This window comes from Nonomuraea sp. NPDC049750 (assembly GCF_040659625.1).
GTDB lineage: Bacteria > Actinomycetota > Actinomycetes > Streptosporangiales > Streptosporangiaceae > Nonomuraea.
In genome coordinates, this window is record NZ_JBFANB010000017.1 from 21,605 (window position 1) to 46,327 (window position 24,723).

The following is a 24,723-nucleotide window of genomic DNA, read 5'->3' on the forward strand; positions in this document are numbered from 1 at the left end:
TCCAGGCCACGGCATCGCGGCCTGGCATGCCGGACCGTGTCAAAGAGTGCCCGGCGCCTTTTCGGCGCCGCACGCTCGTGGCGCGGGCGCCGGTCCGGCTGCGCTTTGCCGTCTCGCAGCACGAGCGGAGCAGCCCGGCCCCCGTCCGGGCCGGTGTTGTGCGCATCAGTGCCGGTGAACGTCGCAAGGTCAACGCTTTCAGAGAAAGGGCCGACGTCATGACCTCAGAAATGCAGCGCCCACCGCTGATCAGCGACGGGTTGCCCAGCCAGCTTCTCGACCTGGACCCCGCCGAAACGCAGGAATGGTTGGAGTCCTTCGACGCGGTAGTGGACCACGCCGGATCGAATCGGGCCCGATACCTGATGCTCAGCATGCTGCAGCGCGCCCGGCAGCGCCAGGTCGGGGTGCCCAGCCTGCACAGCACCGACTACATCAACACCATCGCGCCGCAGTTGGAGCCGCCGTTTCCCGGCGACGAGCAGATCGAACGGCGCATCCGCGCCTACATCCGGTGGAACGCCGCGATCATGGTGCACCGGGCGCAGCGGCCCGGCATTGGGGTCGGCGGGCACATCTCCACCTACGCCTCAGCCGCGTCGCTGTATGAGGTGGGGTTCAACCACTTCTTCCGCGGCCACGCCGCCGAGGGCGGCGGCGACCAGATCTACTTCCAGGGCCACGCCTCGCCGGGCATGTACGCACGCGCCTTCCTGGAGGGCAGGCTGTCCGCCGGCCAGCTTGACGGATTCCGTCAGGAACTCTCCTACCCAGGCGGCGGTCTGCCGTCCTATCCCCATCCCCGGCTCATGCCGGACTTCTGGGAGTTCCCCACCGTCTCGATGGGCCTGGGCGCCATCAACGCGATCTACCAAGCCAGGTTCAACCGCTACCTGCACCACCGCGGGATCAAGGACACCAGCCGACAGCGGGTGTGGGCGTTCCTCGGCGACGGGGAAATGGACGAGGTCGAGGCGCTCGGCGCGATCGGCGTGGCCGCCCGCGAGGAACTCGACAACCTCACCTTCGTCATCAACTGCAATCTGCAGCGCCTGGACGGCCCGGTCCGCGGCAACGGAAAAATCATCCAGGAGCTGGAGGCCTTCTTCCGCGGCGCCGGCTGGAACGTCATCAAGGTGATCTGGGGCCGCGAGTGGGACCCCCTGCTGGCCGCCGACACCGACGGCGCGCTGGTCAACCTGATGAACCGCACGCCGGACGGGGACTACCAGACCTACAAGGCCGAGTCCGGGGCGTTCGTCCGGGAGCACTTCTTCGGCCGCGACCCGCGCACGGCCGCCATGGTCGCGCACCTGTCCGATGAGGAGATCTGGGGGCTCAAGCGCGGCGGGCACGACTACCGCAAGCTGTACGCGGCCTACAAGGCTGCCGTGGAGCACACCGGCCAGCCGACCGTGATCCTGGCCAAGACCATCAAGGGCTGGACCCTCGGCTCGCACTTCGAGGGCCGCAACGCCACCCACCAGATGAAGAAACTCACCCTCGACGACCTCAGGTCATTTCGCGACAGGCTCTACCTCGACATCCCCGACTCGGCCCTCGACGAGAAACTGCCGCCCTACCATCGGCCGCCCGAGAACGCGCCGGAACTGGAGTATCTGCGAGAGCGGCGCCATGCGCTGGGCGGCTATCTGCCCGCCCGTACCGTGCCCCGCCAGCCCCTGCTGAGCCTGCCGGACGCCGCGGCGTACGCGGTCGCCGGCCGCGGCTCGGGCCGGCAGGAAGTCGCCACCACGATGGCGTTCGTCCGGCTGCTCAAGGACCTGATGAAAGACCCCGGCATCGGCCACCGGTTCGTGCCGATCATCCCGGACGAGGCCCGCACCTTCGGCATGGACGCGCTCTTCCCGACCGCGAAGATCTACTCCCCGCACGGGCACACCTACCTCGCCGTGGACCGGGAACTAATGCTCAGCTACCAGGAGGACACCAAGGGTGTCCTCCTGCACGAGGGCATCACCGAAGCCGGCTCGACGGCGTCGTGGACAGCGGCCGGCACCTCCTACGCCACCCACGGCGAAACGATGATCCCGATCTACATCTTCTACTCCATGTTCGGCTTCCAACGCACCGGCGACGGCCTGTGGGCGGCCGCCGACCAGATGACCCGTGGCTTCCTGCTCGGCGCCACCGCCGGCCGGACCACCCTGAACGGCGAGGGCCTGCAACACGAGGACGGCCACTCGCTGCTGCTGGCCTCCACCAACCCCGCCTGCCTCGCCTACGACGCCGCCTTCGCCTTCGAACTCGGCCACATCGTCCGCGACGGCCTGCGCCGGATGTACGGCGAACCCCGCGACGGTGAGGATCAGAACGTCTTCTACTACCTCACCCTCTACAACGAACCCATCACCCAGCCGGCGCAGCCGGCCGACGTCGACATCGACGGCATCCTCGCTGGAATGCACCGCTACCGTCCAGCTGAGAAGACCGACGGGCCCCGAGCGCAGATCCTGGCCTCCGGCATCGCTGTGCAATGGGCATTGCAGGCCCAGCACCTGCTGCGCGACGACTGGGGCGTCGGCGCCGACGTCTGGTCAGTGACCTCATGGACCGAACTGCGCCGCGAAGCCCTCGCCACCGACGCCTGGAACCTCGCCCACCCCGGCCGACCGCGCAAGATCCCGTACGTCACCAGCCGCCTGGCCACCGAACCGGGCCCGGTGACGGCCGTGTCCGACTGGATGCGGACGGTGCCCGACCAGATCGCACCGTTCGTCCCCGCCCCCTGGTCCTCCCTGGGCACCGACGGCTTCGGACACTCCGACACCCGTGGGGCGCTGCGCCGCCACTTCCACATCGACGCGCCCTCCATCGTGCTGCGGGTGCTCACCCAACTGGCCGAGCGTGGTGAGCTTGACGCCTCCGCGCCCGGCAAGGCCGTCGAGCTGTACCGGCTGAACGAGGTCACCGCCGCCGCGCCCGGCAACACCGAAGGCTCCGCCGAGTAGAGACCCGGACTGTCGTCCACCGCTGATGGGGGCAGGGGGAAGCGCGCGGGCTGCCACTGGGCTCAGGTCGGCCAGGCGATGGCTGTCGGCCGCGGTAGTGGCCTCAGCGCCCGCACCATCTGTGCAGGTAGGGACCCATGGTCGCCTCCATCCGGGACTTCGTACCCAGGATGTAGGGAGCGATGTTGGGGGAGGCTGGAAGTGGAACGGATCCCACTTCGTGAGGAGATGGGCGATGGCCAAACCGATTGTGGCCGGGACGGACGGGTCCGCGCCAGCCATAGCGGCAGTGGAATGGGCCGCCGCCGATGCCCGGCGCCGGAAGCTGGCCCTGCGGGTCGTGCACGTATGCGAGCAATTGCTGTTCAGCATGGAAAAGACGCAGTACTGCGCCGGGGCGCTGGAGGCTGCCGCCGACAAAGCACGCGCGTTGGCGCCGGACATAGAGGTGAGCACCGAGCTGCTGACAGAAAACGTGATCGAACACTCCCGGCCACGGGCAGACCGCCGCTCTGATCACGCGAAGGTAACCCATGCACGAGGTAGCAGTACTGCTGCGCGAGTACGATCGCGCCCGCGCCTACACCGACGATGGAAGGACCTCAGCCCGGACGAGGTGACCTGGCGGCCCAGCGAGAACTCCAGCGCCATCGGCTGGCACCTCGGCCACCAGGCCCACGTCGCCCACTTCATGATCCGCAACCTCACCGCGGCCGAGCCCAGCCCCGACCCGGAACTGGACGCGCTGATGGACTCCGCACAGCCCGAGAAGTTCCGCGGCGCACTGCCGACCGTCAAACGGCTCACCACCTTCCGCGACACCGTCGCCGAACGCGTACACGCCCGGATGAACAACATCGCCGCCGGCCGCGTCGCCGCCCCGGCCCAGCTCACCGTCGTCGCCACCCACCTCCTGGTCGCCCTGATCAACCACGAGTACCAGCACGACCAGTGGATCAGCGAAGTCCGCGCAGGCGACCTCGGCCACCCCCTGCCGCCCGACCCGGACACCGGCCAGGTCTCCCGCCTGGACGGCTACCTCGTCCTCAACGCCCTCGCGTGAGCCGTCCGGCCGCGACCCGCCCATCGATCACCCTGTGAACACCAGGACCACCCCAACCGGCCACCGAGGCCGCCGATCTCTGGCACCGGCACGCACGATCGGCACGTGAGTAAGGAGATCGAGCATGACACCGCACCCTGGTACCCGGCCCGCCACGGCGAGCGAGCTGGACGAGGTGGATGAGGCGGCGCGTCGGCGGGTGCACCGGCGCACCCTGACCGTGGTCGTGATCAGCCAGGTTTTCGGCGGCGCGGGGCTGGCGGCCGGGGTCACCGTCGGGGCGCTGCTGGCCCAGCAGATGCTCGGCACCGACAGCCTCGCCGGGCTCCCGGCGGCCCTGTTCACGCTCGGATCCGCACTGGCGGCCTACCTGGTCGGGCGCTTCAGCCAGCGATGGGGCCGGCGCATCGGCCTGGGGCTCGGGTTCACCGCCGGCGGATTCGGCGCGTTCGGCGTCGTGGCCGCGGCGGTGACCGGCAGCGTGCCGCTGCTGTTCGGCGCACTGCTGGTGTACGGGGCCGGCACGGCGACCAACCTGCAGGCCCGCTACGCGGGAACCGACTTGGCGCTGCCCGCCCAGCGCGGCAAGGCCATCAGCGTCGCGATGGTCTCCACCACCCTCGGCGCCGTGGCCGGCCCCAACCTGGTCGAACCGCTCGGCTCAATGGCGGCCGGCTGGGGTATCCCCGCCCTCGCCGGCCCGTTCCTGCTGGCCGGTGTGGCCTATACGGCCGCCGGGGCGGCGCTGGTCGCCCTGCTGCGCCCCGATCCGCTGCTGCTGGCCCGCCGGCTGGAGGCGGCCGCCGCCCAACATTCCAGCACACCGGGCGAGGGCGGCGGCGTGCCCAAACCCGGCACGGGCGCCTACGTCGGCGCCACCGTCATGGCGCTCACCCAGATCGCGATGGTCGCCATCATGACGATGACCCCGGTACACATGCGCGCCCACCATCACGGGCTGGGCCAGGTCGGACTCGTCATCGGCGTCCACATCGGCGCCATGTACCTGCCGTCGCTGGTCACCGGCATCCTGGTCGATCGCATCGGCCGCACCCCGATGGCGATCGCCTCCGGCATCACCCTGCTGGCCGCCGGAATCACCGCCGCCCTCGCGCCCGGCGACTGCCTAGGCCTACTGATCGTCGCGCTCGCGCTGCTCGGGCTGGGCTGGAACTTCGGGCTCATCGCCGGTACCGCCCTCGTGGTCGACGCCACCGTGCCGCACAACCGTCCCCGCGTCCAGGGCACCATCGACGTGCTCATCGCCCTGTCCGGCGCCGGCGGCGGCACCGCCTCCGGCATGGTCATGGCCGCCACCGGCTACCCGAGCATGGCGCTCACCGGCGGGATCCTGTCCCTGCTGCTCATCCCGGTGCTGGTGTGGGCCCGGCGCGACCCCGCCTGACATCCCCTGCACTCTCCCCCCTTTTCCGTTTCGCCTCACCTGGCAGGAGGTCTCCTGGCCATGCGCCATGTCCTCATCGTCGGCTCCGGCCCGGCCCGACTGACCGCCGCCATCTACGCCGCCCGCGCGAATATGCGTCCCCTCGTGATCGCCAGCTCCGTCGACGCCGGAGGCGAGCTGATGAAGACCACGGAGGTGGAGAACGTCCCCGGCTTCCCGACCCCATCATGGGCCCCGACCCGATGGAGCGCCTGCAGCAGCAGGCTGAACGGTTCGGCGCCGAGATCGTCTATCACGACGTCACGCCCTCAACCTGGCCGGTGACGTCAAACGCGCCCATCTGGGCAGTGGCGGCACTCACGAGGCCCGCACCGTCATCTACGCCACCGGCTCGGCCTACCGCAAACTCGGCGTCCCCAGCGAGGAGCGACTGTCCGGCCATGGCGTGTCCTGGTGCGCCACCTGCGACGGTGCGCTCTTCCGCGGCAAGCACGTCGCGGTCGCCGGCGGCGACTCGGCCCTGGAAGAGGCGACGTTCCGGACCCGCTTCGCCGCCACCGTGACTGTGATCCACCGCCGCGACCGGCTACGCGCCAGCGCTGCCCTGCAAGACCGCACACTCGCCGACCCGAAGATCACCTTCCGCTGGAACACCACGGTGACCGCCATCGACGGCGAGCAGCGCGTGCAGGACCTGACGCTGACCGACACCGCTGACGGCAGCCGGCACTCGCCGCCGGTCGACGGAGTCTACGTTGCCATCGGCGCAGACCTCGCACGCACCTGGTGCACGGCCAGCTCACCCTCACCCCGCACGGCACCATCGCGGTTGAGCTTCCCTCCTCGCGCACGAACCTGCCCGAAGTCTTCGCCGCCGGTGACGTGATCGACCCCACCTACAAGCAGGCCGCCACCGCCACCGCCACCGGCTCCGGCGCGGTGGCCGCCCTGGACTCCGAGCACTACCTCGCAGCGCTGCCGCGCCTCCACACCAGCGCCGCGCGGTCGGCCGCAGCCCACACCGTGGGTTGAGCGTCGGCAGACCCGCCCACCCGTCCAGATCGTGATCAACATGAAGGCCCTGTGTATCGCCGCAGGTCAGGCAAATCTGTTGGAAATTTCCCCGAGACTACAGCGAGGCCGTTATAACGCCGGACGGTCATAGGGCATATCCCACGCCCCCGCGCACGCGCCACCACGAACGGCACCTCGTCGGCCCACCCCGGACGGACGCGGGGTCGGCGGTGGGCGGGGAAGCCGCCGGGGTCAGGGGGTTGGGAGAGTTATGGGGGGTGACGTGCCGTACATCTGGGCTTGCAGGTGGTACAGGTCGGCGTAGCGGCCGCCTGCGGCCAGTAGTTGCTCGTGGGTGCCCTGTTCGGCGATCCGGCCCTCGTGCAGCAGATAGATGCGGTCGGCGTTGCGGACGCTGGAGAGTCTGTGGGTGATCAGGACGACCGTGCGGCCCGCGGCGACGCGGCGCAGTGTCTCGTAGACGGCGTATTCGGCCTTGGCGTCGAGCGGGGCGGTCGGCTCGTCCCAGATCAGCAGGTGACCGTCGCGGAACAGTCCGCGGGCGACGGCCAGCCGCTGCCACTGGCCGCCTGACAGGTCCTGGCCGCCGCGGAACTTCTTCGACATCAGGGTGTCCCAGCCGCGCGGGAGGCCGTCGATGACCTCGCTGGCGGAGGCGAGGTCGGCAGCGGTGCGCAACGCGACGTCGCCGGGATCGTCCTTGTCGTGGCGTCCGACCCGAACGTTGACCCTGGCGTCGTGTGGCCATCGGACCGGATGCTGCAGGACCATGACGACATGCGAGACCACCTCGGCGGCGTCCATTTCGGCGAGGTCAAGGCCGTCCCAGGTGACGGTGCCGCGCGTGGGGCGGTAGAGCCCGGCGATGAGTTTGGCGAGCGTGGTCTTGCCCGAGCCGTTCTCTCCGACGAGCGCGATGGTCTGCCCCGCGTCGATGGTCAGGTCGATGTCACTCAGCGCGAGCCGGCCGTCACCCGCTCCCGCGTAGGAGAAGGCGACGCCACGCAGACCGATCCGTCGGGGTGCGGCCGGGACGGGCAGGCCCCCCACGACGGGACGGCGGGTGCGTGCGTCCTCTAGGAAGGTCTCGTAGTCGCTCACGTAGAGCGCCTGCTCGAACAACTGGTTTGCAGCCAGGACGAGACGGTTCAGCGCCGCGGTGGCGGTCCGGATCGCGATGACGGCGGTGCCGGCGACGGCGAGCGGGATCCAGCCGATGTGGAGCAGCACCCCGAGCAGCACGAGAGTGGCCCCGGTGGCCACGCCCGCGAGCACGCGGCCCGCCGTGCGGGTGCGCGCCTGGGCCAGGGCGACACGCACCTCCTCCTCGCGCAGGACGTCCCCCACCCGCCGGTACTCCTCCAGCAGGAACGGCTGCGCCTGGCAGGCGCGGATCTCCGCCGCGGGCTCCCGCTCGGTGGCGAGGTCGGCCAGCATCAGGATCCGCCGGTTGAGCGTGACCATGCGCGCGGTCGCCTCGTAGCCCTGCTGGGCCGCGCGCAGCACGGCCCAGCCTTCGGGCAGCACGCTGAGGACGAGCACGGCGAGCAGCACTGGGTGGAGCACGCCGATGCCGATGGCGGTCGCGGCGACAGCGAAGGCGGCGCCGATCAGCTCGACGACGTTGCCGGTGGCCCGTTCGAGGTAGTACAGCCCCCGGTCGCGGGCACGGTGCATCCGGTCGTAGAAGCCGTCGTCGTCGAACGCGGTCAGCTCGACCGCGAGGCTCGCGGAGAACAGTCCGTCTTCGGCCGCTCTGCGCACCGCGGGGTCGAGGCGCGCCCGGGCCAGCGTGACGGCCGCCTCCACGCCGCCGCGCAGCGCGTACACGCCGACCAGCAGCGCCAGGCCAGGGAGCGCCGCCATGACCCGGTCCGGGGTCGGCCCTCCGGAGAGGAGTTCTTCCAGCACAGCGGTGGTGGCCAGCAGCCCGGACGCCGTCGCCACGCCCGACACCGTGAGCAGCAGGAGGATGGCGAGGGCGGGCCGCCGTCCGGCCCGCCAGACGATGTCGAACACCGGGCGGACGGTGCGCGGCAGCCGCCGCAGGTTCCGCCAGGGCCCGCCGTCGCGGTCGGGGTCCGCCAGGTGCCAGTACGGCGAGTTCAGCTCGTCGTCGGTGCTCAGAGCAGCTCACCCCTCTGGGTCGGCCAGCACCACGGACAGTCGACTCTCAGCGCAGCTCACCCCTCCGGGTCGGGCAGCAGGACGGACGGGAGCGGGCTGTCCGGATGCATCCGCAGCAGCTGGTAGACCATGCCGCCGACGCCCGGCATCAGCCCCGGGGTGAAGGCGTCGCGGGCGAGGCCACTGACCGGCCCGTGCTCGTCGATGCCGCCGATCATCCGCGCGGTGAGGGTCTCACGGGTCAACCGTTCGGGCCCGACACCCGCCTCGATCGCGCGGTAAAGGATCTCCCAGTTGCCGAAGTCTCCGTGGCAGAGCGTGTGACTCCAGCCGAGACCTATCGACCAGGACGACGCGGCGGCGCGGCGGAGTACGTCCCGCCAGCGCGGGTCGCCCTCGCGGGCCAGCCGGTCGGCCGCGACGAGGCCGATGCCGCCGCCTCCGTGGCACCACGCGCTGGAGGTGACACGGGGGTCGTCGACTTCGCGCAGGTCCCGCCATCCGTTACCCTCCGGGTCGTACAGCGACTCCTCGAAGATGAACGCCTTGCCCGCCAGGGTGCCGAACTCGGCGCCGCCGGACGTGGCGGCGTCGGAGAGCCGGGCCAGCGCCCAGCCGATCCCGGTGGCGCCGTGCGAGACCCCGCCTATCCCCTGGGGGAACGCGGCGCTGGGCCAGGACGCTCCACGGTCCTCGACGCGGGCCAGTGCGACCAGGCGCTCCCCGATGCGACGGGCCTCGGTGAACCACCGCTGGTCGCCGGTGCGTTCGGACAGGCGGAGCAACGGCACGATGGCGCCGGCCATGCCGGTGAGCAGGTCGTAGCCTTCGTCGGCGGCCACCGCCTCGGGCAGTTCCTCCGCCAGGGCACAGGCCCGGGCGACCGCTTCGGCGGAACCGACGGCGCCGAGCCCACTCAGCAGCAGCCAGCTCCAGATCTGCGAGCCGATGCCGACGTAGCCGCCCGGCGGGTCGGGGCGACGCCGCGGCCCGGTGTGCCGTTCTTCGGCGTCCCGGTCCTCGGCCATCGTGATCGTGCGGAGCAGACCGGCCAACAACTTGTCCAGGCCGGGCACCTTGTCGGCCCTTCCCTCCTCGGTCTCGCTCGCGTAGGCGGCCAGCAGGATGGCGACCCCGTACGCGCCGCCGTACACGTCAGGGCTCAGCGGCTGCACGAACCAGCCGGTGGAGGTGAGCACCGGCGCGATCCAGGTGACCGTGCCGTCGTCGCCGTGAACCGCCGCGTCCAGCACGCTGCGGGCGATGGCGGCGGCCACCCGGCGCCGGCGCACGTCGAGGTCCTGCTGCCGGATGACGGGCGCGGCCATCGGCTTGTTGTCGGGCATCCACCCCTCGTTGAGGTAAGCGCTGACCAGGGCCGCCCGGATCACCTCGCGATCGAGGGCGGCGTCGCGATCGCGCCAGCGCCGCAGCGCGTCCGCTATGAGGTCCTGCTCGTCTCCATACGAGGTTCCGCCGGGGCCGTCCAGACGACCACGGGCGGGCGATGTGGCGAAGAAGGGGATGTCGCCGGTCAGCAGCTCGACCACCTCGGCGTCGATCACCTCGGGGTCCGACGGTGCTCCGGGCAGGTTCTCGGCGTGCTGCGCCAGCAGCCGCGCGGCCTTGCCGACCGCAGTGACCTCGTCGTGCAGTGATACCGGGTGCCACAGCATGCGGGCCAGCTCGGCGTAGGCCTCGGTCGCGCGGAGCACGACCCGGATGGGACGGTCGGCGAAGTCCTCGAGCAGCCCGGCCAGCTCGCCCGCCCGGTCCAGCGCGTCGAGCCGCTCGGTCAGCTCGACGAATCCCAACAGGACCCGGTCCCAGTAGCGGGCGAGGACCGGGTCAGGGCTCGGGTGGTTGGCCACCGCTCCCATCTCGGCCCGCGCCATCCCCACTCTGGCCATGTCCGTGCCCGCGTCGACGACGACGGGTACCTCGGTGTACGGCTGCTGGCCGGGCAGCGCGCCGGCGGCCGACATGTCGACGCCGCGCCAGCCGAGCGAGACGCCCCGTCCGGGGAGAAGACCGGTGCGCAGCACCGACCCGCCGAGCAGGTCGGTCGCCAGGTCCACGGCCTCGCCGTACCCCGAGGGCTTGGCGGGGGCGTGCGGGGTGAACAGCGTCTCGCAGTCGATGACGACGGGGGCAGATCCGGCCGCGATGAGGTTCTCCGCGTGCAGGTCGCTGCCGCCGATCAGGCGCATCAGCGCCAGCCAGTGCCCGATGCCGCGGTAGAAGGACCGCAGCTCCGCGTCGTCCGCGCAGTAGCGGTGCCCGATGTGCTCCGCCCACCCGTACCCCTCACGGACCAGCACGTCAGGTACGCGGATGTCGGTCCCGGCGGGCAACTCGGCGGCCAGGCGGGCGATCAGCCGGGCCAGTGCCTCGTCCACGGCGAGGGAGCGGGGCTTGTAGACGACCTGCCCCTGCGAACCGTGCAGGACGGCGACGGTGCGCCCGCCACGATGGCTGTCTCCCGCCCCGAAATCGACCCGGACCAGGTCACCGCGGAGGCCACCCGGCAGCGCGGCGAGCGCCGCCCGGTCGGCGGCGAACCGGCGGGCCAGTTCCTCGGCCGCGGCACACCGGTTGCTGATGATCGTGGCAAGCCTGGACGGCATCGGGGGGTAGTGCTGCCCCATGGATCGCCAGAACTCGGGCCTCGCGGCCGTCGCCTTCCATTCCTGCCACCGCAGCTGTGGAGTCTGCGCGGTCAGCCTTCCACTGATCCTGGCCGCGTTGAGTTCCAGCAGCAGTACGCGGTTGACCTTGAGACGGACGGTCTCCTCCAATGCTTCGGCGGCCGCCTGGTGGATCACTTGGGTCTCCGCAGGCGTGAGGCCGGGGATCGATCCCAGCGTGGCCGACAGCCCGGCCAGCGCCGGTGCGGTCAAATACTCCAGCGACGGGTCGAATTCCCCGGCCATACGTCCAACCTTCCTTGATCAGCAGCAGAGGCCGGTGCGACCTGCGGTGCAGGCGCTGGCCCTCTTGGTGGTGTCCATGAGGGCCAGCGTGATCTCCGACTCGGCGTACTCACCTGTGAGCAGCGGGCCGGCCGGGTTGTCCTCAATGGTCGCCGTTCCGCTGCGCCAAGCAGCGACGATCTCCTCGGAGCGTCCCAGCGTGACGGGCATGCTTACTCCTTTCGTGGACAGGTGTGCTGTCCTGCGTTGACCGGGGGGTTCGAGGTCAGCAGCAGGGGATGGTGCGGTTGCCGGTGCACGAGCTCGGCCGCCGGGTGTCGTCGCGAACCATCGTGATCTCCGACTCGGCGTACTCGCTCATGAACAGCGGGCCGGCCGGGTTGTCCTCGATGGTCGCTGTTCCGCCGCGCCAAGCAGCGACGATCTCCTCGGAGCGTCCCAGGGTGACAGGCATGCTTACTCCCTTCATGACCGGACGTCTCGACCCACGCTAATCAGCCGCTCCAGAAAATCAACACATATCGGGCGTAATGTGCACTTGGCTACATTCCGGAGAAATGTCGAAAATTGCCATTGACTGCGGCCAATCTTGCACCGACGTCCAGCGGGGCCACGCGGCACGCCGTTCACGTCACCTGTGCGGGCAGGACGGGACGACGGTCCCGCACGTCAGAGACTCGACCGGTGATGGCCGTAATCCTCGCTCCGGCGACGGCGATCATTTGCGCGGGCGGACGGCTCGGGAATCGCTCTTCCCCGCAGGAAGGGAAGCCGGGAATGATTTCGCCAGATCGGAGGCGCCGATAACAGGTGACGAATAACCCCGGAGGCGTGACCGTCTCACGATATTCCCAGCTGGTATACAGTTTGCCTGGCATTGCGGACGACAGTTATTTCGATTTGTGAATGCGACCCCAGGGAAAGGCCGACCGCGAGGGGGAGCCCGCTTCGGGACGAAGAAGGCTGTGGGTTCAAGCCCGCCGCCCTGACAGGGTTCCCGAGGTTAGGGCCTGGTTCTCAAGATCGAGAGCCAGGCCCTTGATCGTTTGACCGCCAGCACGACGCCGGGCCGCAACTCCTGGGCCGCCGCCACCGCGCCGGTTATCTTGGGTTCTTGGTCTCTTCTCGCAGGTCAGAGCGCAATGATCTTGTCAGGCACGTAAGGCACAGGACCGGCTCTCACAGCATGTTGTGGGAACGAGCGCGGGTCTCGACGGCGGGTATCCGCGGATGGCCTGGCCGGTTCCGTCGCACCTGCGGGATGATCTTGACGATCCGTTCCCGCCGAGCGAAGGGGTCCTGCTTGAACATCGGACAGCCACCGACCGGCGCGAGCACCACCGGCGATTGATGAACAGCACGCAGTGGCTCCGGGGGCGAGGAGCCGGCGGACAGCCGTTGGCGCTGAGAACGATCAAGACGCACTCACGGGTGAAACATCCTCACTTGTAACGCGTCGATCACTATGAGTTGATCCCCGCCGATATGGTCCTACCGTGCGGGCTATGCCTGCGGAATTTCTGTCTGCCGAGCACAGGGCTGCCTACGTCTCGTTCATCGAGGTGCCGTCGCTGTCAGACCTGGAGAAGTTCTTCTTCCTGGACAGCTTCGACCGGAATGTGATCGCGCAGTCGAGAGCCGATTCTCACCGGCTGGGCGTCGCCGTCCAGATCGGGACCGTCCGGTACAAGGGGCTGTTCCTGGAGGATCCGCTGGCGGTGCCCTGGCCGGTGGTGGACCACCTGGCCGAGCAGCTCGGGATCGGCGACGCGTCGCAGGTCAAGAAATACGCCGAACGGCCCAAGACGACGTACGAGCACGCGTGGATGATCCGGGACGCCTACGGTTACCACGCCTTCGATGACACCAGCAGCTGGAGCGATCGGCAGCTGACGCGCCAGTTCCGGACCTTTCTGCATGGCCGGGCGTGGACGCATGCCGAGGGGCCGGTGGCGTTGTTCGAGCAGTCGGTGGCGTGGCTGCGGCGGCATCGCGTGCTGCTGCCCGGAGTGACCGTGCTGGAGCACCTGATGCAGGCCCTGACGATCAGGGACGTGTTCGCCTCGCCGTCGCTGCGCTGGGCCGATCCGCGCGCGCACCTGCTGGCCGGGGCGCGGTGGGAGTCGATCGCCGAGGATGTGCTGGCATCCTTGTCGCTCACCGACCCAGTCCAGGAGCACCTGAACGGCAAAGTCCTGGCCCTGGACGCGGCCTGGAAGCAGATGGCCGCCCGGCTGGAGGAGGCGGGCGAGGACGCGCTGGTCTCGGTGGTAACCCCGGCCAGGGGCGGGCGGGCCCGGCTGTCGGTGGAGAAACTCGGCGCGCTCGGCGAGAGCGAGTCCCTGGCGTGGCTGAGGGCCGCCTGCCAGGCCATGCTGCCCCGCATCGACCTGCCAGAACTGCTGCTGGAGGTGCACGCCTGGACCGGGTTTCTGGACGCCTACGTGCACCTGGCCGACATCTCCACCCGCATGAACCACCTGCCGACATCGCTGGTGGCGCTGCTGATCAGCGAGGCCTGCAACGTCGGACTGACCCCTATGATCAAGGCCGGGGACGAGGCGCTGACCCGTGGCCGGCTGTCCCACGTGGATCAGAACTACGTGCGCGCCGAGACGCACGCCGCGGCCAACGCGATCCTGATCGCACACCAGGGCAAGGTGCCGATCGTCGCCTCGTGGGGCGGCGGCTTGCTGGCCTCGGTAGACGGGCTGCGGTTCGTCGTCCCGGTCAAGACGATCAACGCCGGACCTTCACCCAAGTACTACGGCTACAAGCGCGGTATCACCTGGCTCAACGCAGTAAATGATCAGGTGGCGGGGATCGGGCAGATGGTGGTGCCGGGCACTCCCCGCGATTCGCTCTACATCCTGGACTGCCTGATCAACCTGGACGCCGGGCCGAAACCCGAGCTGGTCACGACGGACCAGGCCAGCGAAAGCGACATGGTGTTCGGGATCTTCTCCATGCTCGGCTACCGGTTCGCGCCCCGCTTCGCCGACCTGGGCGACCAGCGGTTCTGGCGCGCCGAGCTGCCCGACGGCACCACCAGCGCATACGGGGTGCTGGAGGCGATCGCCCGGAACAAGCTGAACACCAAGAAGGTGATCACCCAGTGGCCGGACATGCTCCGCGTCGCCGGATCGCTGGTGACCAACCAGGTGCGCGCCTACGACCTGCTGCGCATGTTCGCCCGCCAGGGTTCTCCGACGCCGCTGGGGCAGGCGTTCGCCGAGTACGGCCGTATCGACAAGACGATGCACCTGCTGAGCATGCTGGACCCGATGGATTCCAGCTACCGTCGGAGCCTGGGTAAGCAGTTGTCGGTCCAGGAGTCCCGGCACCGCCTGGCCCGCAAGATCTGCCACGGCAACTCGGGCCGGATCCGACAGGCATATCGGGAAGGCCAGGAGGATCAACTCGCGGCTCTTGGACTTGTCGTCAATGCCGTCGTGTTGTGGAACTCACGGTATCTGTCGGCGATCGTGGACCAGTTGCGCGCCCAGGGTGTGCCGGTCAAGGACGAGGACGTGGCACGGTTGTCCCCGCTGGGCCACGCCCACCTCAACTGCCTGGGCCGCTACGCGATTGCTTCCTCGGCCCCGGACAAGGGCCTGCGGCCGCTCGGCGCGGCGGCGCTGCCCGAGGTCAGTGCTGCCAGTGCCGCTGTCGTGGACGATGACGGTGTCTGAACCGCTGACCGATGACCGTCTGAATGACGGCTCAGCTCATGGGCTGGAGCTCTTTCACTTGCGTGTGTCCCAAAAGCGGCAGTGGTGTTCGGTGGAGCCGTCGCCATTGCTTCGGGCCGAGGAAAGGGAGCGGACGCGGTTCGCGCTCTTGCTGGTCAGGGGCTTCCATCGGGGCAGGCTCGGGTCGTTGGGATTGCCGGTGGCGGCGAAGCGGGTCCAGTAGGCGATCATCTGGTCGGCCAGCCGGCGTTGGCTTGTCGAGAGGGGCTGGGCGGTGGCGGCGCCGGGGCCGTCGAAGAGGTAGGGCAGTTCTCCGCCGTGGTAGGCGCCCAGAGGGAAGGCGGCGGGGATGGGAAACCCGGATGGTCTGGGAGCGGGATCGTCGGCGAATTCGTATTGGTAGACGGGGGTCTTGCGGGCGAGCAGGCGGTTGCCCGCCTGGGTGGGGCAGGTCCAGCCGCGGTCGGTGGCGATGGCGGCCCATGCCAGGGAGGGGGAGCCATGTGCGCTGAGGGGATACCTGGCCGCGACCCGCCGGGCGTCGGTGCCGAAGGCGGTGCGCAGGAACTGCTGATAGGTCTGCCGGGTCAGAGGCTGGCCGGGACCGTCGAAGTACATGGCCACGAAGTATCGGGCCTCGTGCGCGGTGGTGCCGGCCATGAGCGGCACCGGGTGGAGGCGTCCCTCGGCCACCGCCCGGCGCGGGTCGAGCGGCAGCGTGTCGCTTCCGTACGAGGGCGCCCAGGTGGCGGGCATCTTCTGCTGCGCGGCGAGCAGGGCCGGGACCGGGGCCTGGCGCAGGCAGGCCATCGTCTGGGCGGCGTCGGTGCATCCGATCTGTTCGGCGGCGGCTGCGGCGATCTGTTCGCCGGACTGCCGTGATGGCCACACGGTGTCGCCGCCGGCGGGGTCGATGCCCATCTGGCGCATCGAGCATGTGCCGCTTTGGATGATCGCCTTGTCGAACAGCCCCGCCGCCGTGGGGGATGTCAGCTGGGCGCAGGTGCTGAACGCGCCCGCGGACTCGCCGAACAGGGTGATGTTGCGCGGGTCGCCGCCGAAGGCCGCCGCGTTGTGCCGTATCCAGCGCAGCGCGGCCTGCTGGTCGAGCAGGCCGAATGCGCCCGAGCCGGGCAGGGCGGGGTGGCCGAGGAAACCGAAGATGCCCAGCCGGTAGTTGACGGTCACGACGACCACGCCCGCCTTCGCCAGCCGCTGGGTGTCGTAGTCGCCGCCGGCGCCCTGGGTGAAGCCGCCGCCGTGCAGCCAGACCATCACCGGCAGCCGTTGTCCGGCGGGCACGGTCCGGGGGGCGGTGACGTTCAGGTACAGGCAGTCCTCGGTGGTGCTGGCCGGGTTGGAGTCGGCGGGATTGGCGTTCTGCGGACAGCGCGGGGCCGTGCGGGTGCCGTCCTTGACGCCTTTCCACGCTTGGACGGGCTGGGGCGGCTGCCAGCGCAGCGTTCCGGTCGGTGGCGCGGCATAGGGGATGGCGTTGAACCGCTGCACGTCCCGGCCGATGTGAGCGCCGGTGACGGCGCCGGACGAGGTGTGCGCGACAGACTGGCGCGAGCTCGATGCGGGGCCGGTGGCGCTCGCGCAGGCCGCGACGACGGACAGACCGGCCACCGCCGTGACCAGCCGCACGCGCGCCGTCCTGCGCGCCGTTCCTCGGGGTTTCATCGGCGCACCGCCCGATACGTCGCGATGAGCAGGAACGCGGCTCCGAGGGTGCCCAGGGCGAGATCAGCCCAGCCGGGGACGCCGACGGCGTGCAGGATGCCGGCGATTCCGAAGCTGGTGTCCCACTGCGCCTCGGTGATCGCCGAGCCGAACCCCTGCACGGTGAACAGAGCTCCGGCCAGCCACAGCGCCTTATCGGCTGTGCGGTTGCGTGTTTGCGAACGACTCATGGCGTCCTCCCTTGTTCCGATGCGTACGCATCAAATAAACCGGAAAAGTTGATACGATGCAACCGCATCGAAATGCTGTCGGAAGGAACCCCATGCCCAAGCAGGTCGACTACGAGACGCGACGCCGCCACATCGCCGAAGCGGTCTGCGACCTGATCGACCGGCACGGCCCCGAAGGCGCGACCCTCCGGGACGTGGCGCAGCAGGCTGGGGTGTCCATGGGAGCAGTGCAGCGATGCTTCGCCACCAAGGACGAGATGCTCGCCTTCGCACTGCACCACATCACCGAACGCATCACCGCGCAGGGCCAGGAGGAGATCGACGCCTCCGCCGCCAAGGAGTCGGCGGTGACCCTGCTCACCGCCACCCTGCGTACGCTCACCCTGATCGAGCCGCACCAGCGACGCGACGCCAGGATCCTGGCGGCCTTCACCGCCCACGCCACGGCCATCCCGTCCCTGGCGGAAATCCTGCGCCAGGCCCACGCCAAAACGCGCGACCTGCTGGTCTGGCTGATCCGCTATGGCCAGCGAACCGGCGAGTTCCGCGACGACCTCGACGCCGACCTGGAGGCCGAGACCCTCCTGCCACTCGTCGAAGGGCTGACCTCACTCGCCCTGCTCGGACACCGCGCCACCGTACCCGCCCACGACACGCTGACTCGTCGTATCGACGGCCTGCTCATGCAGCCATCCCGGCCAAGCCGACCGGCCTCATCGACCGCAATCACCTGAGGGTGCCTTGCGAGCGCGGCACCAGCGCTGCGTCCGTCACACCACGTACGCCAAGACGCCTTCCAGAGGCGCCAGACGTTCACCGTCACGCTTGGCGTGTGATGTTCTTCACCGCCGGCGTCCGCAGCGACCCTCAGCCGGTTGCTCTATGCGAGCGGGCCTTGCGGTGCGAATCAGCAGGATGGAGACCAATGATTGCGGGATAACCTTCGTTATCTGGCAAGATAGCGATCACAGACCAGGCGCGAGCTGGGCGGAGCGCTTCCGGCACTCAGGCTTCGTTTCCCGGTTATCTGGCAACTACATAGGCGATGGAGGGCGACGGCGTGAACGAGGTGATCGCCGAGCAGCTCGGCCGCGGCCATCCGCTCGCCACGCACCTGGACGACTTCCTCACCGACAAGCGCAACGCCGGCGCCTCCGGCCAGACGATCCGCGCCTAACGCGGCGACCTCCTGCAGTTCACCGCCTACTGCGACGGCGAGCTCGGCGAGCTGAGCGCCGCGCCTATCCGGGCCTTCCTCGCCGACCTCGGCCAGTTGTCGGCCGCCACCCGCAAGCGCAAGCGGGCCGCGATCGCCTCCTTCTGCCGCTGGGCCGTCAGGCACGACCTGCTCGACGCCAACCCCATGGACCGCATCGACACCATCAAGGTGCCCAAGACGCTGCCCCGCCCGGCCGCGGCCGCCGACGTCGCCAAGGTCCTGGCCGCGATCTGCTCGCGGCGGCCGCGCAAGGACCTGCCACTGGACCGGCTGCGCGACCGGGCGCTGTTCGAGACCGCCTACGTCTGCGGCGCCCGCGCCGCCGAAGTGTGCGGCCTGTACGTCGAAGACCTCGACCTGCGTATGGACGACGAACACGTCCGCATCCACGGCAAAGGCGGCAGCGTGCGCACCGTCCTGTTGGACGACCGCGGCTACGTCGCCCTGCTCAAGCTCTACCTAGCCCGCGCCGACTACACCGCCGGGCCGCTGTTTCGCGCCTCCATCAACGGCTACGGCGGGCCCCTGTCCTACGACGCCGCCCACCACCGCTGGCAGGGCTACTGCACCGCCGCACGCGTCGAGATCGACATCCACCAGCTGCGCCACGCCCACGCCACCGAACTCATCAACGCCGGGGTGTCCATCGAGGCCGTCCGCCGCCGCCTCGGCCACGCCTCCACCGAAACCACCCAGCTGTACGCGTTGCTCGACGATAAGGTCACCGACGCCGAGATCCGCGCCGCCCGCCGACGCCGCGACCGGGCAACGCGCTGAAGAACCTTCACGACCAAGAGCGACCTCACTCGCTGCGACCAAGATCCTTCTCAGCGCCAACGGCTGTCCGCCGGTTCCTCACCCCCGGGCTCGGCGTGGGCATGTGCTGGACTGCCGGTGGCCCCGGACAACTCGCTCCCCCCGCCCCCAGCGCGAGACCGAGGGCGGCCCCGAAGAGGATCTGTGACCCGAACCCGTAGACCAGCCCGCCCCCAGGCAGAATGAGAAGCCCGAATATAGAGCGAAAGTCACCGCTCTTGTGAGTCCCCACACGAGATCGGTGCGCACCGCCTCATGCGGCGTCAGGGTGTCGGCTTCATCCCACCGCCGTCGATCGTCGTACTCCCATATCAAGCCGAAGAACGCCAGAAGAACAGCGCACATAAAGGCGATCGCCACTACCTCGGTGCTGCGCCAGATGTCGGAGACTGACCTCAGCGACAGGAGGCCGACGGTGACCCCGCACGCCAACCACCAGGAGCCCGCGCGATACCGATCGACGCGTCTGCGCCGCCTCCAGATCCCGGGCTCGGGCCACCAGCCGACCGCGACGGACAGCATCCACCCGACGCACCAAAGGCATGCTGCGACCCCTATCGGCCAAAACGGGTACGGGTCCTTCTCCTCCAGAACCTTGGGAACATACAAAATCGCACCGATCAGGAGGAGCCCCGCTACCGCCGCGACATGTAGCAGCCGGGGCAGGTACCGGCCGCCGATCGGCCAGATCAGGTGCGGCACGATGTCCACCGGCGACATCTTCGCCTCGCTGGCCTGCCAATCCAGGTGGCGGGCGATGTGGGTCAGCCAACGGCGCACGTCCTCAGGCCGGTAGCGGCTGTCGTGGTGGTCGCTCTTGCGGGTGGCCGCGGGGATGAAGGCGGACAGCAGCGTGCTCTCCATCCGGGCTTGCGCGTCCCGCCCGGTCTCGCCGGGCCGGGGCGCGAGGTGGGCGGCGGCAACCGGGTCGTCATCGATCATCGTGACCGCCAGCATGAGCCGCCACGGCGTCGACAGCAACGCGCGCACGCTCGCGTGGTCGGGCTGCTTCAGCCCATCAAGGACGGGTTGCCACGCGCGGCGTTGCCCGGCCTGGTCGCGGTGGCGTGCGGCCAGGTAACCGGTGATCTGCCCGGTGCCCAGGGGAAGGACGCGGATGGTGTGTGCGTGGTCGAGCGCTACATCGAGGCGGTCGAGCCGGCTGTGGGAGTCTGCCCGTGTGGTCACCACCACGGGGGCGAAGGCGCGGCCCGCATAGTACCGGTTGACCTGGCCGATCAGAGCTGCGGCGCGCGCTGGCGGGGCGTCGTCGCCGTCCATTTCGTCCAATCCGTCCAGCACCGGCAGGATCTGACGATCATCCACGAGCTGGGCAGCCTCGGCCCGCGGGACGTCGTAGGCCTGGCTCAGGTGCTCGGTCAGCCAGCCAGGCAGGTCACGGTCGACGGTCCAGGAGACGGCGCTGAGCCGTACCGGGACCGGCCAGCCCGTGTCCGGGTTGTCCTTCGCCGCCTCGGCCAGGGCGATCACCAGTTCCATCGCGAGGATCGTCTTGCCCGAGCCCTTCTCGCCCACGATCAGCAGGCGCCCCTCGGGCAGGCCGCGGTAGTAGTCGGCGATGTCGCTCAGGCTTCCGGCCGAGGCGCGGCCTTCCTCCTGCCACGACAGCAGCCGTGCGGCCACCTGGCGCACGCGCAGGGTCAGTCCCTCGCGGGGGGAGCGCGCGGAGGTGTGGAAGCCGACGTCGGCTAAGACGACGCCTCCCAGCAGCGCGGTGCGTACCCGGCACTCCTTCTTGTATACGTCTGTAGCCAGCACGATCCGGGCCGAGGCCGACGTGTGCTGGTCAACAGGGTCCCGTTCCGCGACGAACAGGGTGACCACGATGCCGATCGCGGTCAGTACCACGCCGTAGATCTGTCCCTGGCTCGCCGCCTTGCTCAACTCGGCGTCGCTACCGAACAAAGCACTGTACGCCCAGCCGATCGAGGCCACCAGCAGCCCGCCCGCAACCAGCCACCGCCCGTACTTCCGCCGGCGCCTCATGACCACATCATGAACTCTCTGCCGACGCCGCGTCTGGAATTGACCGCGGCGGGGCGAGGGGTTCGCCCACATGCGGACCGACAACCGCGGTTTTCAGCTCCAGATGGCGTTCAATTCATGTTGAGCTTCAACGCCAGTAGAGGTTCAGGTGGGTCCAGAACAGGGCCGACATGCCTCGGCGCCACCGCCCGCTGAGGGCGGTAGTACCGAGGCAGCGCACCTGACATGCCTGACATGCCCAAAGACCCCTGAATACTGGTGTGGCAAGTACGCGCCAACCCTACTTGCCACACATGACTGACTACTAAGAGTCACACGAGATAACTGTGGGAATCGAACAGCGATCGAGTGCCGGAGCATGCCTGGTGCCGGGGGCGAGTCCGGCCGGGGCGACGACGATGCGGGCCGCCGGCCAGCACCGCTACGGCCTGCCCTCAGCGCTCGAGTCGTCCGAGGTCCGGGCTACCGCTGCCCGGTCGAGGCGATGTGCTCGTCCAGGTGGGCGCGGCCTCAGTACATCCCGAGCAGGCCATCGCCGGGGCCGCCACCTACAACCGCGCCTACCCCGGGTCGTTGGCCGCCCTCGGCATCGCTCCCGAGGCCTATACCGACGAGCGCGCCTGGACCACCTGGCTGGCCAGCGCGACATAGAACAGCGCCCCCACCCGCCGATGCGAGAGAACCATGTCGGCAGACGTGCGCCATGCCGGTGAGTGGATCACGTGTCCCTTCCTCGACAGGCTCACCGCCGAAACGGGGCAAGACGGTAGATCCACCCGCCCCGCGCCTACTCGGCTGCTCTATCGCGCAGTTCCGCCATGGCCTGGTCGGCCATCGACGACGACTCCGGAGAGGGGAGCCTTCAAGAACTCCAGACTCGCCGCGCCGACACCTCGTCCGGCAGCGTCGACGTCGACGAGACCGACCTGGCTGAGTCGATCGAACTGCCTGGCGCGGATCTGTCGAATGAAGAGCTGTCCGTGCGGGTGATCCCGCCTCAGGCGGACGAGTTCACCTGCTCGAGCTGCTTCCTGGTGCACCACCGTAGCCAGCGCGCCTCTGAGCGGAACGGTCAGCAGGTCTGCCTGGAGTGCGCCGCCTGACCGGGACGACGATGAGGCCACGGCCGCGCCGCCCATGGCCGCTTCCGGATCCGCTCCAACGGCGATCGTGTGGACACCGAGGCGGCTGTCGGCACGTCGCCGGCCCAATGTGCTGCCGCCCGATGAGGTGATCTTCAAGGTGCCTTCATCCCTTGCGCCCTCGGTGACGGATGCTGCGCCGTCGCCACTCCGTCGCCCGCCTATCGCTGGCAACGTCCGAAGTCGACAACGTACGTCCCGCCGCCTGCGGCCCCCGCGCCGGCCGGATCCGCCGACCCGGCCGCGACCCCGATGCCGAGGTCTGTCAGCGTCGGGCTCAGGACGATCTGGCGGTGGCCGTACGTGCTGACGTTCACCCACCAGTTGACGGCGGCCCGCGCGGTGCCATAGCCGGTGCCCCAGCCTGTGTAGGTGGTCTCGGAGTAGGCCCACGACACCGGGTTCGGGCAGTAACCTGCGCCGGTGATACGACCGTACGGCGTAGAGCCGGTCTGCGGGTTGGTGTGCGAGTCGGCGCCGGGCCGCCACCACTTCAGGCTCGCCGCCGCAGCGGCGTGCGACGTCGCCGCCGAGTCGAGCGAGCTGTTGCGGGTGAGCGCGGCCAGCCCGACCTTGGCGCGTTCGGCGTCGACGAGGCAGTGCACCGCCTGGCCGACCATGGCGAGGTTGCCGCTGGTCGGAGCCACGTCGTAGTACGCTGCCGCGGCGGCGCACCCCGGCGCGGCAGCGTACGCCGGGGCGGCGCTCACGAACGGGACGGCCATTAAGGCAGCCAGAGCTATGGTGCGCATCATAGTGATCTCCTTTGGCGATGGGATGCTCATGCCCTTCTAGCTAAAGGGCGGCCCCCGGGTGCGTGCATGAGTAGCCCCTTACTCAGCCGCGGCGATGGGCCGGCCACCGTCTCCAGCGTTGTCGTGGCCAGTCCGCCGAGCAGTTCCGCGGACTTTGCCGGGAAAGCGGCCAGGACCTCGGTGAGCGGTGGGAGCACCGCCGGATGCAGGAGGGGGAACGCCGAGGTGACCAGCCACCAGACGCCGATCGCGACCGTGAGCCCGAGAGCGGGCCAGCCCAACGCCGTGGCCGTCGCGCTCCGGTTGGGAACGACACGTCGCGCGGTTCGGAGCGTCAGCCCTTCGCACACGGTCTGAGCCAAGAGCGCGCAATGCGCGTGCAAGGCGGCATGGTTGACCACCCGCCGCCCTCACGGCGCCACCCCTGCTCGACTTCGACTTGAGCGGCTGCGGTCTCCCGGCACGAAGCAGATCGGAAACGCTTCAGCGGTTCCTTGACCGAATGTCGGACAACCGCGACATAGGCCGCGAGGATGGTGATGCGCTTGCTCACGACGATGACGAGGCCCTACTGGCTGATCTGGAAGGGATTGTGTGGGACTTTGCGGTCCGCCATCCCGCCCCCCGCCCGGCGCCGCTCGCCTAGCTTGCCGGTGGCGCCCGTGGCTACGACGAAGGCCATGGGCCAAGACCAGAGGCCGCGCCCCGGCGATCTGTCGGCGCCGACCAACGCGGAGAAGCGCGCCACCGGCTGCCTGCCCGACCACCGAGCCCCCGTCGTGCGCACCCCGCGAGCCGCCGTCACGGCCCAGGTGAACGCCCCCTGGCGGCGCATCGAGCGCTGGCTCGCCCGGCACGCGCCCGGCACGTACAAGAGCCTGCGCACGCCGGCCACGCCCCTGGCGATCGCGCGGGCCGAGGCCGCCATGGGCGCGCGCTTCCCCGACGACCTGCGGGCGTCGCTGCTACGCCACGACGGGGCGAGCGACGGGGGCTTCTCCTTCCCGCCGATCTACAACGCCATGTCGGTACGCGGCATGCAGCGCGACTGGCAGGTGAACTGCGACATCACACTCGACGACCCGGAGCTGAGCCCGTACTGGTGGCACGGCCGCCTGATCCCCTTCGGCTACGACAGCACCGGCGGCAGCCTGTTCGTCGACCCGGACACCGGCCGCACCGGCAGCTTCCACAGCGAGGACGGCCTGCACACGGACGACGGCGACATCTGGCCCTCTTTCCTGGCTCTGCTCAAGGTCACCGCCCGCGCCCTGGAACGGGGCGAGCCGGTGCGCGGTTGGCAGCCCGGCGTGGAGAAAGGCCGCCTGGACTGGCGCTACAAGGGTTAGACCCTCATCCCGCCGTCCACCGCGACCGTGGCGGGACATCTGGCCAAGCTCGCCTCCTTTCTGAAGATCCATCATTCGGGTCGTCGTCGGCCACGGGGATCCCGGGCTCAGCCCTCGGGAGCCACCAGCTCGACGACGCCCGGCTGTAGCGTCGAAGATCCATCGTCATCAGTGCCCGTCCTGCGCAGCGTGAGCAGGAAGGCATGGGCCCCTCAACGGCACGGAACTTCACTGCGTGATCACCGGCCATCTGCGGACAGTAACACCGCGATCACCTCATGCGGAACCACGCTAT

Annotated in this window: 18 protein-coding genes and 1 pseudogene; 10 read left to right on the forward strand and 9 right to left on the reverse strand. The window is 69.6% G+C overall.

What is annotated here, in order from left to right; all coding sequences use genetic code 11:
• The first annotated feature begins 218 nt into the window (after positions 1-218).
• From aceE to AB0J16_RS35705, 4 genes and pseudogenes are all read left to right on the forward strand, one after another.
• On the forward strand, positions 219-2,972 hold the full coding sequence (aceE, locus tag AB0J16_RS35690) for a pyruvate dehydrogenase (acetyl-transferring), homodimeric type (protein ID WP_358547862.1): 2,754 nt from the start codon (positions 219-221) through the stop codon (positions 2,970-2,972).
• 235 nt (positions 2,973-3,207) lie between these two features.
• Positions 3,208-4,035, forward strand: coding sequence for a DinB family protein (locus AB0J16_RS35695; protein WP_358547866.1), 828 nt, complete (start codon positions 3,208-3,210; stop codon positions 4,033-4,035).
• Positions 4,036-4,159: 124 nt separating this feature from the next.
• On the forward strand, positions 4,160-5,440 hold the full coding sequence (locus AB0J16_RS35700; protein ID WP_358547868.1) for an MFS transporter: 1,281 nt from the start codon (positions 4,160-4,162) through the stop codon (positions 5,438-5,440).
• Between the two features lie 60 nt (positions 5,441-5,500).
• Positions 5,501-6,472 (forward strand): annotated as a pseudogene (locus AB0J16_RS35705) (FAD-dependent oxidoreductase).
• Positions 6,473-6,706: 234 nt separating this feature from the next.
• Here AB0J16_RS35705 and AB0J16_RS35710 read toward each other — a convergent pair.
• The 4 genes from AB0J16_RS35710 to AB0J16_RS35725 form a co-directional block, all read right to left on the reverse strand.
• Positions 6,707-8,494 (reverse strand): ABC transporter ATP-binding protein, encoded by a 1,788-nt coding sequence (locus AB0J16_RS35710; RefSeq protein WP_358547870.1) that lies wholly within the window; start codon positions 8,492-8,494, stop codon positions 6,707-6,709.
• A 164-nt stretch (positions 8,495-8,658) separates the two neighbouring features.
• Positions 8,659-11,535, reverse strand: a complete 2,877-nt coding sequence (locus AB0J16_RS35715) for a type 2 lanthipeptide synthetase LanM family protein (RefSeq protein WP_358547872.1) — start codon at positions 11,533-11,535, stop codon at positions 8,659-8,661.
• Positions 11,536-11,553: 18 nt separating this feature from the next.
• A complete protein-coding gene (locus tag AB0J16_RS35720) occupies positions 11,554-11,745 on the reverse strand; it encodes a DUF6229 family protein (RefSeq protein WP_225302756.1) in 192 nt (63 codons plus the stop codon).
• Between the two features lie 55 nt (positions 11,746-11,800).
• Positions 11,801-11,989 carry a DUF6229 family protein gene (locus AB0J16_RS35725; protein ID WP_225302757.1) on the reverse strand — a complete coding sequence of 63 codons (189 nt, stop codon included), beginning with the start codon at positions 11,987-11,989 and terminating at the stop codon, positions 11,801-11,803.
• A 1,051-nt stretch (positions 11,990-13,040) separates the two neighbouring features.
• On the opposite strand from AB0J16_RS35725, the gene AB0J16_RS35730 reads away from it, so the two are divergent.
• The gene (locus AB0J16_RS35730) at positions 13,041-15,227 is read left to right on the forward strand and encodes a Tn3 family transposase (protein WP_358547875.1); all 2,187 of its coding nucleotides are present in this window, start codon (positions 13,041-13,043) and stop codon (positions 15,225-15,227) included.
• 54 nt (positions 15,228-15,281) lie between these two features.
• Here the strand turns inward: AB0J16_RS35730 and AB0J16_RS35735 are convergent, their stop codons facing one another.
• The gene (locus AB0J16_RS35735) at positions 15,282-16,910 is read right to left on the reverse strand and encodes a carboxylesterase family protein (RefSeq protein WP_358547879.1); all 1,629 of its coding nucleotides are present in this window, start codon (positions 16,908-16,910) and stop codon (positions 15,282-15,284) included.
• On the reverse strand, positions 16,907-17,140 hold the full coding sequence (locus tag AB0J16_RS35740) for a hypothetical protein (protein ID WP_358547882.1): 234 nt from the start codon (positions 17,138-17,140) through the stop codon (positions 16,907-16,909). The genes AB0J16_RS35735 and AB0J16_RS35740 overlap by 4 nt, the downstream gene beginning before the upstream one ends.
• A 92-nt stretch (positions 17,141-17,232) precedes the next feature.
• On the opposite strand from AB0J16_RS35740, the gene AB0J16_RS35745 reads away from it, so the two are divergent.
• Positions 17,233-17,874, forward strand: coding sequence for a TetR/AcrR family transcriptional regulator (locus AB0J16_RS35745; protein ID WP_358547885.1), 642 nt, complete (start codon positions 17,233-17,235; stop codon positions 17,872-17,874).
• 539 nt (positions 17,875-18,413) lie between these two features.
• Positions 18,414-19,136 carry a tyrosine-type recombinase/integrase gene (locus tag AB0J16_RS35750; protein ID WP_358547887.1) on the forward strand — a complete coding sequence of 241 codons (723 nt, stop codon included), beginning with the start codon at positions 18,414-18,416 and terminating at the stop codon, positions 19,134-19,136.
• Between the two features lie 78 nt (positions 19,137-19,214).
• On the opposite strand, the gene AB0J16_RS35755 is transcribed toward AB0J16_RS35750, so the two are convergent.
• A complete protein-coding gene (locus AB0J16_RS35755) occupies positions 19,215-21,131 on the reverse strand; it encodes an NACHT domain-containing protein (protein WP_358547890.1) in 1,917 nt (638 codons plus the stop codon).
• A 549-nt stretch (positions 21,132-21,680) separates the two neighbouring features.
• Here AB0J16_RS35755 and AB0J16_RS35760 point away from each other — a divergent pair.
• Complete coding sequence (locus AB0J16_RS35760) at positions 21,681-21,833, forward strand: hypothetical protein (RefSeq protein WP_358547892.1); 153 nt, start codon at positions 21,681-21,683, stop codon at positions 21,831-21,833.
• Positions 21,834-22,000: 167 nt separating this feature from the next.
• Positions 22,001-22,285, forward strand: a complete 285-nt coding sequence (locus AB0J16_RS35765; RefSeq protein WP_358547895.1) for a DUF4193 domain-containing protein — start codon at positions 22,001-22,003, stop codon at positions 22,283-22,285.
• 200 nt (positions 22,286-22,485) lie between these two features.
• On the opposite strand, the gene AB0J16_RS35770 is transcribed toward AB0J16_RS35765, so the two are convergent.
• Positions 22,486-23,079: a CAP domain-containing protein gene (locus AB0J16_RS35770; RefSeq protein ID WP_358547898.1), complete on the reverse strand. Its 594-nt coding sequence runs from the start codon at positions 23,077-23,079 to the stop codon at positions 22,486-22,488.
• 26 nt (positions 23,080-23,105) lie between these two features.
• Positions 23,106-23,429, reverse strand: coding sequence for a hypothetical protein (locus tag AB0J16_RS35775; RefSeq protein WP_358547901.1), 324 nt, complete (start codon positions 23,427-23,429; stop codon positions 23,106-23,108).
• Between the two features lie 330 nt (positions 23,430-23,759).
• Between AB0J16_RS35775 and AB0J16_RS35780 the strand changes: the two genes are divergently transcribed.
• Entirely contained in the window at positions 23,760-24,428 is a 669-nt protein-coding gene (locus AB0J16_RS35780) for an SMI1/KNR4 family protein (RefSeq protein ID WP_358547903.1), read from the forward strand.
• Positions 24,429-24,723: the final 295 nt, after the last annotated feature.